This window comes from Phocaeicola sp. (assembly GCF_057861905.1).
Genome location: NZ_DBMACV010000087.1, coordinates 1 through 12307, shown reverse-complemented (window position 1 = coordinate 12307; position 12307 = coordinate 1). Strand labels below are relative to the sequence as shown.

Annotated in this window: 8 protein-coding genes and 1 tRNA gene; 5 read left to right on the top strand and 4 right to left on the bottom strand. The window is 41.2% G+C overall.

The genetic code is table 11. The annotated features are described in order from the left end of the window. Positions 1–190 precede the first annotated feature (190 nt). A tRNA-Arg gene (locus tag ACZM60_RS13240) sits at positions 191–262 on the bottom strand. Positions 263–493: 231 nt separating this feature from the next. Between ACZM60_RS13240 and asnA the strand changes: the two genes are divergently transcribed. Continuing rightward, the gene (gene asnA / locus ACZM60_RS13235; protein WP_021971057.1) at positions 494–1534 is read left to right on the top strand and encodes an aspartate--ammonia ligase; all 1041 of its coding nucleotides are present in this window, start codon (positions 494–496) and stop codon (positions 1532–1534) included. A 582-nt stretch (positions 1535–2116) separates the two neighbouring features. Next, the gene (locus tag ACZM60_RS13230) at positions 2117–2779 is read left to right on the top strand and encodes a uracil-DNA glycosylase (protein ID WP_340319199.1); all 663 of its coding nucleotides are present in this window, start codon (positions 2117–2119) and stop codon (positions 2777–2779) included. 78 nt (positions 2780–2857) lie between these two features. Here ACZM60_RS13230 and ACZM60_RS13225 read toward each other — a convergent pair whose 3' ends face one another. Together ACZM60_RS13225 and ACZM60_RS13220 are read right to left on the bottom strand one after the other, a co-directional pair. Continuing rightward, positions 2858–5626, bottom strand: coding sequence for a putative LPS assembly protein LptD (locus tag ACZM60_RS13225; protein ID WP_489521731.1), 2769 nt, complete (start codon positions 5624–5626; stop codon positions 2858–2860). Positions 5627–5715: 89 nt separating this feature from the next. Then, on the bottom strand, positions 5716–6252 hold the full coding sequence (locus tag ACZM60_RS13220; RefSeq protein ID WP_021971053.1) for an HD domain-containing protein: 537 nt from the start codon (positions 6250–6252) through the stop codon (positions 5716–5718). A 63-nt stretch (positions 6253–6315) separates the two neighbouring features. Here ACZM60_RS13220 and ACZM60_RS13215 point away from each other — a divergent pair, with 63 nt between their 5' ends. Next, positions 6316–7497, top strand: a complete 1182-nt coding sequence (locus ACZM60_RS13215) for an exo-beta-N-acetylmuramidase NamZ family protein (RefSeq protein WP_489521730.1) — start codon at positions 6316–6318, stop codon at positions 7495–7497. A gap of 69 nt (positions 7498–7566) precedes the next feature. Here ACZM60_RS13215 and ACZM60_RS13210 read toward each other — a convergent pair whose 3' ends face one another. Beyond that, positions 7567–9312, bottom strand: coding sequence for a phospho-sugar mutase (locus tag ACZM60_RS13210; protein ID WP_021971051.1), 1746 nt, complete (start codon positions 9310–9312; stop codon positions 7567–7569). 443 nt (positions 9313–9755) lie between these two features. Between ACZM60_RS13210 and ACZM60_RS13205 the strand changes: the two genes are divergently transcribed. Together ACZM60_RS13205 and ACZM60_RS13200 are read left to right on the top strand one after the other, a co-directional pair. Then, complete coding sequence (locus ACZM60_RS13205) at positions 9756–10397, top strand: DNA-binding response regulator (protein WP_021971050.1); 642 nt, start codon at positions 9756–9758, stop codon at positions 10395–10397. Next, positions 10394–12217: a sensor histidine kinase gene (locus ACZM60_RS13200; RefSeq protein WP_489521729.1), complete on the top strand. Its 1824-nt coding sequence runs from the start codon at positions 10394–10396 to the stop codon at positions 12215–12217. The genes ACZM60_RS13205 and ACZM60_RS13200 overlap by 4 nt, the downstream gene beginning before the upstream one ends. Positions 12218–12307 lie beyond the last annotated feature (90 nt).

Here is a 12307-nt window from a genome sequence, read left to right as displayed (position 1 = left end):
ATTGTTTCTTTGAAAACAAACCGGATGCATTGCAAGGATACTATATTGAGGACTCAAAACAACTGGCCTTATTCTAAACTTATCCCGAACTCAGGTATAAAAATGCTACCTCCCCCCAATCGAATACACATAAAAAAAGCCTACTAAAATGTTTTTTAGCAAGCTCTTACCCATATTGTCCTGATATAAGTACACCCATGGGGAGTCGAACCCCAATCGATGGAACCGGAATCCATTATTCTATCCATTGAACTATGGGTGCAAGTATTTCTCAAAACCGCGACAAAAATACAATTATTCTGCATCTTGTCCTAATAATCGAAGAGAAAAATAATAAGAAAGATGATATTTCTTCGATTTTCCAAATATCATTTTATCAACAAAAACAAAGAAACAAAACACACAATGACAATATTTTCATAAATCGCATTGCATTTTTACAAAATATAATTATCTTTGCCTACGTATTTAAATATAGAAAATTTTATAAGACATGAGTTACCTGATAAAACCAAACAACTATCGACCTTTGCTTGATATGAAGCAGACAGAGCTGGGAATAAAACAAATTAAAGATTTTTTCCAGCAAAATCTGTCCTCTGAATTGCGTCTGCGCCGTGTTACGGCACCGCTTTTTGTGCTCACAGGCATGGGTATGAACGATGACCTGAACGGAATAGAACGCCCGGTCACCTTTCCGATAAAGGACTTGGGAGAGCAACAGGCTGAAGTGGTACATTCGCTTGCCAAATGGAAACGCGTAACACTTGCCGACTATAATATAGAACCGGGATATGGCATTTATACGGATATGAACGCAATCCGTGCCGACGAAGAGCTGGGAAACCTGCATTCACTCTATGTAGACCAATGGGACTGGGAACGTGTCATCACACCCGAACAGCGGACTGTGGATTTTCTGAAAAGCATCGTTACACGCATTTATTCGGCTATGCGCCGCACAGAATATATGATTTGTGAGGTCTATCCGCAAATCACCTCTTTCCTGCCCCACGATGTACATTTCATCCATTCGCAGGATTTGCTCGACATGTACCCCGACAAGACTCCCAAGGAACGGGAAGACTTGATTACCGAACGATATGGAGCTGTATTCATCATCGGTATAGGAGGCAAGTTGAGCAACGGACAGCCGCACGACAAACGTGCTCCCGATTATGATGACTACACGACAATCGATCCGAAGACCGGACTTCCGGGACTGAATGGCGACCTGCTGGTATGGAACAGCGTATTGGGACGCGCCATCGAACTCTCATCGATGGGAATCCGTGTAGACAAACCAGCACTGCTCAAACAGCTGGAACTGGCCGGAAAGGAAGAACGGACCAAACTTTATTTCCACAAAAGACTGCTGGAAGGTTCACTTCCACTCAGTATCGGAGGGGGTATCGGACAGTCACGACTCTGCATGCTGTACCTGAAGAAAGCACACATCGGCGAAATCCAAGCCAGCATTTGGCCGGAAGAGATGCGCAAAGAATGTGCCGAACTGGGCATGCAACTCATTTAAACACATAGGCAATACGCAAACTGATTTTTTCTCCAAGGCTGTCTCAGAGTCCATATATGAGGCAGCCTTATCTTGTTCTATAGCGCCCGCTTCACCAATCCGGCAGGATTTCCCCATCTCTAAAAGATAAACCGAGGAAGGTTATCGCCACATTCCATTATCTCTTTTCTTTTTTTGTACAAATCATTTTATTTTTTGTACAAAAAATAAAAAAACGTCGAGAGAAATTTATGTAATGAAGCCAATATTTTTCTTCCAACATCACCAATCCTTCATCTAAAGAACTTTTTTACCTTTCCTTGCCCTTCACGCCCTTCACCCCATAAAGCGAGCATATAAAAGACTCCTGCCTCATCATATGGCCCAACAAGAACCGCTCCAATCTGCACTTCTGATGCCTATAATCTCCCTCCTTTCAGAGGACATTGTTTCCAACAACATTACCTCAGCAATCCAATTTCATGCAACACAAAGATATGGATAATGAAAAAGTTCTTTTCGCTGCAATAATAATTTACGCCTTTTTACTAAATTTGTCTGACATATATCATACATAAGTTATTCATTTAGAGAAAATACAGCATGAACGTACAGATAGAAGAATCGTGGAAGCAAGTACTGGCTCCAGAGTTTGACAAAGATTATTTCATACGCCTGACGGACTTTGTACGCCGGGAATATCAGACAACCACCGTATATCCTCCGGGAAAACTGATATTCAATGCATTCAACCTCTGCCCTTACAACAAGGTAAAGGTGGTTATCATCGGACAAGATCCGTATCACGGACCGGGACAGGCACACGGACTTTGCTTTTCCGTAAACGACGGCATCCCGTTTCCTCCGTCGTTACAAAATATATTCAAGGAAATACACGACGACCTGGGTACTCCTATGCCATCTACAGGCAACCTTACCCGCTGGGCAGAACAAGGTGTGCTGCTGCTGAACGCCACACTCACTGTCCGTGCTCATCAGGCAGGCTCACACCAGCGGCAAGGCTGGGAAGAGTTTACCGATGCAGCTATCCGTGCCTTGGCCGAAAACCGCGAGCATCTGGTATTTATCTTGTGGGGATCGTATGCGCAAAAGAAGGGAGCCTTTATCGATCGCAACAAGCATCTGGTGCTTACTTCCGTTCATCCTTCGCCACTCTCGGCATACAATGGCTTCTTCGGCAACAAACATTTCAGCCGAACCAATGAATACTTGATTCAACATGGTGAGACGCCTATCCAGTGGTAGGCCTTACGTACCAATATGCAAAGAGCCGCCGGAAATAATCCGGCGGCTCTTTGCATATTATCTATCAATCAATGTACATCAATACCATGTAACCTGACTACCCGTATTACTACGCTGATCCCATTTCAAAGCGTCGGTCAGCATAGCCGAATTGGCACGAATGGAGAAGTTATACGAAGTATACGGACCAAATACCAGACCGCAACTCATATTGAAACAGTGCAAGTCGCGAGTGATGTTCACCGTGGTCATTGACATTTCTTTCGAAGTAAAGTCGTAACCACTCGAATAAGTTACGTTCCAGCGGCTACCCATCTTGATATTACCCGAGATATTCAGCGAGTGAGTAAGCGAATACGGATAACGCATGGTCTTGATATTAATCTGCTTCGTTCTGTCTTCACGAATACTATAGCTATAACTCAAGCTCAAACTCCACGGCAACTTGAAGGCAAGATAACCATCCGGATCAAGAGTCGCATTTTCCGTCTTGCGAGTACCCGAATTATTCTTCTGGGTCATTTCGTCGTCGGTTTCTTCTTCATCCTCGTCGTCTGTATCCTTTTTATCCTTATCCTTTTTCTCGTCGTCCTTTTTGCCGAACAACTTTTTGAAAGTATCATTATTCAATGTATACGAGAAAGAACCACTATATCCCTGGAATCGTCCGAAACGTCCGTACGACCATTCTGTACGGTCACTTTCAACTACATTACCATTTTCGTCGAACTTATAGGCATAAGTTGCAAACGTTGCATTCATGTTGAACGTATAATTCTTGGTCAACTTCAGACGAGCCGTCAGCGAAAGATTACTCCACCGCTTCTGAGCAATATCGTACGACAAGCTTCCGCTCAAGTCATCAATCAGACTGATCTTCTTGTAACCCGTTGTATCCTTATCGGAAGCCATTTTCATTTCCAGATTATTCTTCAGCGAGAAGCTGACATTCTGTGACACACCTTTACCCGGATAGCTGTAAGGAGCACCTTCATAGGGCGAATACTCTGCCATGCGGACCTCACCGTTTTCGTCGGTATAGGTGTATGTTTCGTAATAGCCGTAACGCGACTTACCGAAGTCCGGCGTATATGTATAGCTGACCGACGGAGTTACGACGTGACGAATCACAATCTCCTTGCTCTTCATAAACAAAGGCTTATACATACCATACAGCTTTGTATTCATCGAAACAGCCATATTATAATCGTATACACGATTAAACCCGTTGATGGTATCCTTTACCACTTCGTGCGTTTTTTCATCATAGCTCTGCATGACTTTACGCGTATACCAGCGTTCGGTATAGTTGAACGAAGGAGTAATATTGATGTATTTAAACAAGCTGAATGTAGCCTCAACCGGAATAGTATGCTTCATACCTGTCTTCCATTTCGAGAAAGGAGTCTTAAAAAGCAGATTATCCTTTGTATCAACACTGTTTGTCAAAGCACCTGTATACTGGAAAGAAATCTTTTCATACCAGCGTTCGTCGCCGGCTGCTTTCTTGCGCTTGAACGGATAAATACGGCTCAAAGAAATATTCAGGTCAGGCAAAGTCATATTGACAGAAGAGTCCCTCGTATTCTGAGTAATATTAAACGTACTCGAAATATTCAGGCCAATTTCCGGAAAATTTCGAGAATAACTGATACTTGACGCCTTTGTGTTGTTACTATAAGCAGAAGGGTCGTACAATGAACTCAAGCTCGAACGGTCGTAACTACTGGTTGCAAAGTTTACACTGGCCGAGAAAGAGCTGTTCGGACTTGCTTTCGAATCCTGACGGTGACTCCACTGTATACGGAAATCTTTAGAAACCACATAATCGGGCATGTTCTTTTCTCCCGTCTTTGTCACCAAATAACTGGCATTAAAATAGCCACTATACTTATAACGCTTATTATAATTGGAAGCAGCCGACAGTCCCCATGAACCTTTTGTATAGATTTCTCCCAGCACTTTCAAGTCTACCCTATCGTTGATGGCAAAATAATATCCACCATCACGCAGATAAAAACCACGATTCATTTCGTCACCATATGTAGGCATGATGAAACCTGAAGAATAACTGCTGCTGAACGGGAAAAATCCGAATGGAACGGCTATCGGAAGAGGGACATCTTCTACTACAAGCTGGGCAGGCCCGAATACAACATCCTTCTTTGGACGTACCTTGGCCATAGACAATTTCAAATAAAAGTGCGGATGTTCCTTGTTGTCGCAGGTAGTATATTTACCCTGAGTCATGTAAATTTCATCATCTGCTCCCTTTTTGGCATTCTCACTGGTTACGTATCCTTCACCCTGCTGCGTTACAATGTTATTGATAAATCCCTTCTTAGTCTTGAAATTATAACGCATTGTCTTCGATTCGTAGGGTGTTTCTCCATCCTTAAAGACAGGAGTTCCCTGCTCTACACCAGTCGTATCAGCAACACCACGGGCATAGACCGTACTGCTGTCCATATTCATGGTTATCAGAGCAGAAGTCAACTCAATGTTTTGATAATTGACTTTACCATCACCATATAGATGAGCAAAACCTCCTTTGGTAAAAACGATGGAATCGGAAGCCTCGTAAATTACAGGTGCATCCAGAGGTTGTTTCTTAGAAGTAGTATCAAGGGCCAGCGAATCTGCACCAACAGAATCTACGGCCAGCGAGTCCATATGCAGTGAATCGCCTTTAAGTGAATCGACCGCCAGCGAATCGGCATGAGCTTCCGTTCTGTTTCCTCTCATTCTCTTTCCTCTGACACGCTGCGTTTCAGCATACAGAGAGAAAAAAAATCCCCAAAAGAACAGAACAAACAATAAATATGTAGCTTTTTTAAATGACGCCATTCATCAATCTTTTACGCAATGCGGTGCAAAAGTAAGCATTCTCTCGCAAATAAACACAAGAGCCACAGATTTTAATGTATTTTTTAAGACTATAAAAAGAGTTTACACCAGTGGTCAAAACGTTTACCGCCTTCTTCACCATAACGGGCAACACTCTTGCGCGCCTTGTCGATACTCTTCTCACGGTCGAGCTTGGTCTTGGAAAAGAACTTGTCGGCAAAACAAATGATTTGTTCCTCCAGACTGACAGGCATCATTTCTCTGTGAGGAACAGGCAAGTCCTGACGTATGATATCCTGCAAGGATAATCCGGCACCGGTGTGACGTTCGCAGACTAATGCATGTTTCGGAAACCCTTCCTGACGAACAAGTTCGGCTCCCAAGTAGCCGTGACAGATATAAGGATACTTTCCAAAGCAACAGATACCTTCTGCATCGGTCCGAAATATTCCGATATCGTGAAGCATGGCTGCTTCTTCTATAAACTGCAAGTCTAAATTCAGTTCGGGATGTTTCTTCGCCAGCGCAAGAGCCTTATCGGCTACCGAACGGCTATGTACCAGCAAAATATGCTTCAATTCGTTGTCTTCAGGATAATACTTATCTATTAATGCCAGTGGATTCATGGATTTTTTCTTTTATTATTACCTTTGTATGAAACAAAGGTACGAAAAAATTATTTGTCCCACATGAAATATATTACTTTATTCGTTTGCTGGCTGCTGACAGTCGTGCAGGCATCAGCACAGGTTCGTAACGGCGCCGACAAGATGGAACAGTTGCTTCCTATGCTAAAAGACAAGCAGATATCACTGGTAGTAAACCATACTTCTCTGGTAAATGGTGTGCATCTGCTCGACACATTGTATAACAGTGGCATACACATTGTGCAGGTTTTCGCCCCCGAGCATGGCTTCCGTGGAGATGCTGATGCAGGAGAAACGGTACGAAACGGCAAGGATACACGCACACATGTTCCTATCATCTCTCTGTATGGCACACAAAAAAAGCCTCAGCCAGCACAACTGAGCCAAACTGATATTGTTATCTTCGACATGCAAGACGTCGGAGCGCGATTTTATACTTATATCAGTACGATGTTTTATGTAATGCAAGCGTGTGCCGAAAACCGGAAAGAGCTGATCGTGCTGGATCATCCTAACCCATGCGACTATGTAGACGGTCCGGTACTCAACCTGAAATACAAGAGCTTTGTGGGAATGTTTCCAATACCTGTCCTGCACGGATGTACAATAGGCGAGCTGGCACAAATGATTAATGGAGAAGGATGGCTGGGAAAGGGCCTTCAATGCCAGTTGAAAGTCATTACAGTAGAAAACTGGAAACACGGCCAGCCTTATTCACTTCCGGTAAAACCCTCACCCAACCTGCCCAACGACCAGGCCATCGCACTTTATCCGTCCCTCTGTCCTTTCGAAGGAACCTCTGTGAGTGTCGGCAGAGGAACAGAATGGCCTTTTCAGGTAATAGGCAGTCCCTTTACCCGGCAGACGTTCAGTTTCTGCCTCAAGCCACGTTCTTTGAAGGGTTCAGACAAGAATCCGCTGCACAAAAACATAAACTGCTACGGGATAGACCTCCGTACTTCTTCCCAAATACCGCAAGGATTTTCGTTACAATATGTACTCCAATTCTACAAAGCTTATCAAGCCTGTATGCCTGATGCCGAAAAGTCATTCTTCACCCGTCCTAAATGGTTTGACCTTCTGATGGGAACCGGGCAGGTCCGACAGGATATTCTGCAAGGGAAAACAGAACAGCAAATTCGCTCTGCATGGAAAGATGATCTGGAGAAATACAAAATTATGAGAAAAAGATATCTGCTTTATGCCGATTATCCGGAAGAATAGACAAAAAATCCGGGGGACTTTTCATTAAAGCCCACCGGATTTTAAATTATGATGCAAAAATTTCTGCTTTTAGATACCCAAAGATTTCTTGACTGCTTCTACCTTTTCTGTTGCTTCAGCATCAGCTCCTGCAAAACATTTCGGGCAACCCATCTCACCTTTAATTTCCATGTAGAATTTAATCTTCGGCTCTGTTCCTGACGGACGTACAGAAACCTTTGTTCCATCAGCTGTAAAGAACTGAAGTACATTCGATGGTTCTGGCATATTCAAATCGGTTACATTACCCTTATTGTCTGTAGCTTTCAGAGTTTTGTAGTCTTTAACCAATACAACTTCCGATCCACCCAGTTCTTTCGGAGGACAAGCGCGGAAGTTTTCCATCATAGCCTTAATTTCATCGGCTCCACTCTTACCCGGTTTTACAACGTTCACTGTAACTTCCTTAGAGAATCCGTATTCTACATAGATTTCCATCAAGATATCATACAGTGTTTTGCCTTGGTCTTTTGCCCATGCACAAATTTCAGCAAGCAAAGAACATGCAGAAACTGCATCTTTATCGCGTACAAAATCTTCTGCAAGGAATCCGTAGCTTTCTTCACCACCGCCGATATATTGTTCTTTACCTTCACGCAAACGAATCTCACGAGCAATCCATTTGAATCCAGTATAGCAGTCGTACATCTTGATATGATTCTTATCAGCAACCGATTTTATCAGTTCAGTAGTAACAATTGTCTTTACAACAAATTCGTTACCCTTCATCTTACCCATTGCAATACGGTTCTTGATAATGTAATACAAGAAGATCAAACAAGTCTGATTACCGTTAATCAATACCCATTCACCCTTGTCATTCTTACAAGCCATACCTACACGGTCGGCATCAGGGTCGGAAGCCATGACGATATCCGCATCAATTTCTTTAGCAAGCTTGATAGCCAATGTCAAAGCTTCTGCATTTTCCGGGTTCGGAGAAACGACTGTCGGGAAATCACCACTCTTAACCATCTGTTCAGGAACGCAATGAACATTTTCGAATCCCCACAACTTCAGCGACTGCGGAATCAGCATCATACCAGTTCCGTGGATAGGAGTATAAACAATCTTCAAGTCTTTCTGACGTTTGATAACTTCCGGATCGATGGAAATAGTATGAACCTGACGCAAGTATTCATCATCAATTTCCTTACCGATAATCTGAATCAGTTCCTTATTGCCTTCGAATTTAATATCAGATGCAGAAGCAACCTTGTTTACTTCCTCAATAATACCTTTATCGTGCGGGGCAAGAACCTGAGCTCCATCGTCCCAATATGCCTTATAACCGTTATATTCTTTCGGATTGTGAGAAGCTGTAAGAATAATACCGCTCTGGCATCCCAAATGACGAATAGCAAATGACATCTCTGGAGTAGGACGCATGTCTTCGAACAAATAAACCTTAATTCCGTTTGCAGAGAAGATATTCGCAGAAATTTCGGCAAACAGACGACTGTTGTTACGACAGTCATGACCAACAACTACAGAAATATCTTTTTTGCCTGCAAAACATTTGTTCAGATAGTTAGACAATCCCTGAGTAGCCGCACCAACAGTGTAAATATTCATACGGTTTGAACCTACACCCATGATGCCACGCAAACCACCTGTACCGAATTCAAGGTCTTTATAAAAAGCTTCTATCAATTCTGTTTTATCAGGATTTTCCAACATACGCTTTACTTCGGCCTGAGTTTCTGCATCATAAGCCGGAGTTAACCACTTCTGAGCTTTGTCAGAACACAATTTAATCAATTCTTCGTTTTCCATGATTTTATAATCTTTATATAATTATTGATGTTTTCTCATTTATGTATTAGCGAAACAAAAATAAAAGATTCGTTCTAATTATCCTAATTATTTTTTGCAAAAAACAAGCCTTCTCAGCCGAATTATTGTTATTTGTCGTTACACCAAGTAAAAATACAAAATTCTTATACATCCTCTCTTTACCTACTTTCCGAACCATTTACGAACAAAGTATTTTTGCCTTGGCAGAACTTTTATTGATCCAAGAAAAAAAATCCCTGACAAACTTGAAACGATCTATAAATCAAGAAAATTTATAACATTCGGCAACTGTATAATCCATACAAAATAAAAAGGAATATGCTATCAAAAAGAGAAGAATAATTTGCATTAAAAATATAAATTAACCATATTTGTAACAGAGAAAAACAAGAACAAATCTTTTTAACAACAAGTACCTTAGTATGCAAGAACATATTTACATTTTAGATGACCATCCTATTATTGCGGAAGGGTTAGCCAAACTGCTGACTCTCGACAATAAATATAAAATTACAATAGGCAAACATTATTCTGAATTATACAATTATATAGACAACAATCCACTTGATCTCCTAATTGCAGACTACGAATTGCAAGACAAAACCGTATTGGAACTGCTCCCCTATCTGCAAAAGAAAATACCTCAGACTCCTGTATTGATTTATACAATGCACACAGAATTCTGGATCATAAAGCTTCTTATAAAAAAAGAAGTTGCCGGTATTGTTACCAAAAACGACGATACAGATGAAGTGAAAAAGGCCATCGATACTATTTTATCGACAAAAAACAAATATTATTCTCCGACAGCCTTAAACATTACATTGTCGCTTATAGGAGATCACTCCGTAATGGATTCAATTACTTATACTCCGAGTCCACGTGAAAAAGAGATTATCAATATGTTGTCTTGTGGATACACCTCCGAAGAGATCGCACAAAAACTAAATCTCAGCAAGAGTACGATTGATACAATGCGCAAGAATATATTATTAAAAAGCGGTGCGATCAATGTTTCACATCTTATGCGCCTGGCTTTCATTAAAGGATGGATTACAGCATGAGAAGATTTATATTTATTACGTTTTTAATTGCTTTTGCAGGACATATTATTGCGAATGACTTCGACTTCACCAAGCAAATACAACAATATGGAGACGAAGGTGATTTTTTCCGAATGGATTCCATATATTCTCTTGCATGCCGGCAAATAAACTATAGCAATGATCCTGTATCTGCATTAGACCTGAATATTACCTATGCAACTTATCTCAACTCCAAAAGAGATTATACCAAAGCATATTCCATTCTTAAAGATGCCAGAGAAGAAGCCATACGCCTGAAAGATAGAAAATATTCTTCCGAAACACGAAAACAAATACAGCAGTCGGAAGGCATAGCGACTTATGAAATAGCCTATGGACTATGGTCAAGCAATAAACTTTACGAAGCCAAGAAGTTTACAGATGAAGCAATTGACCTGTTTGTTCAAATCAAAGATACCGCACGTCTGGCCGAATCGTACAATTTGTCGGGAGTTATACACAAAAACTTATTCATGCTTGACAAGGCAATTCTGATGTACAAAGAAGCGCTGAAAATAACAGAATATCAGAAGGACTACAATCTGTCTGCCATTATTATCAGCAACATAGCCACACTATACAACGAACTGGAGGAAACTCAACAAGCTATCACCTTCTCACGAAAAATATTTTCATATCCACAAACAGATACACTTGCATTCAATAATCAAATCAACAAGATAAGTTACCTGTGCAATCATGCCATTCTGCTGACAAACGGAGAATATTATCACAATGCACTCGACAGTTTGCAACTGGCAACAAAACTTTTGCAAGAGAACATGCCGGCTGGATTGAAACTTTATGTATATACCAACTATGCTAAAGCTCTTTATGATACAGGCGACTCTCGCTCGGCTATCCGTTATTATCAAAAAGCTATAAGCTATAAAAAGCAGACAAAAAATGAATACAACATAGCCAACCTCGATTATCTGTATGGCTACATGCTTTTCCAAGCTACCGATTCTTTGCAACAGGCTCATAACTATCTATCGAAGGCATTAGCCTTTTACAGAAAGAATCCCAGCATAATGCTGACGAAATCACTTCTTGCCCTGGCAGAGATAGAATCGAAAAGAAATCATCCGCAGACGTCCTACCAGTTAGCTCTTGAAGCATACGAAACAGAACAAAAGATACAGCACAAGAGTTTTCATAACCGCTTGGCCGGATTCGAAGCCGAACTGGAAACCAAAGAAAAGGACCTGAAGATTATCAGCCTTAATGCCGAACAGGCAAAAAACAAGGCTGCCTACCAGACACGCACTTATATTATTTCCAGCATACTCGTACTAATTGTACTATTATCCGTCATCATCATTATCAGTCTCCAAAAAAGAAAAGTTGCCCTTAAGCTCAAACACTCGGAACTGGAAAAAGAATTAAAGAACAAAGAAGCACAAAGCAAACTGCTCATTGGAGAAATGAATAAAAAAATGACCGACCAATATCTGAAAGGACTGGAAGACAGCAACGAACACATCTCGAAAGAACTCCATAACGATGTATGCAATGAATTGCTGGCAATAGAGATGCAATTGAAACAAACAAGCGCCGGCCGTCTGGCAACGCAAGTGGGAGAGATACGAGAAAACGTACGCAATATATCACATCAACTATCGGCTCCTAACTTCAGCAACATCAGCCTATACCAGATGTTCAATTTATATATTGAAAAACTGAATACATTAAATACTCTTACAATACACCCTTACATATCGGATGATATAATGAATCTGACTATACCATCCGAAAACATAGTAGAAATATACAGAATCTTACAAGAAATTACCTGAGTTCGGGATAAGTTTAGAATAAGGCCAGTTGTTTTGAGTCCTCAATATAGTATCCTTGCAATGCATCCGGTTTGTTTTCAAAGAAACAAT